At 69.9% G+C, this 206-nt stretch carries 1 protein-coding gene; it reads left to right on the plus strand.

The window, feature by feature from the left end; genetic code table 11:
• Position 1: 1 nt before the first annotated feature.
• Positions 2 to 206 (plus strand): tyrosine-type recombinase/integrase (locus AC0L21_RS38170; protein WP_473267176.1); only part of this gene is annotated, 205 nt, incomplete at its 3' end.

Genomic DNA, 206 nt, shown 5'->3' on the forward strand with positions numbered 1-206 from the left:
CATTCCCTATGCGCGAGAGCCCCGCAAGCTGCCGGTCGTTCTCAGCGCCGACGAAGTGGTGCAGTTCCTCGAGGCGGAGTCGAGCCTGAAGAGCCGCGCCGCGCTCACCACGGCCTATGCGGCCGGCCCCAGGGCCTCCGAAGTCGCGGGACTGCGGATCGAAGACATCGACAGCGCCCGCGGCGTCATCCAGGTGCGCCACGGCA

It is taken from the genome of Bradyrhizobium sp. WSM4873 (assembly GCF_055811355.1).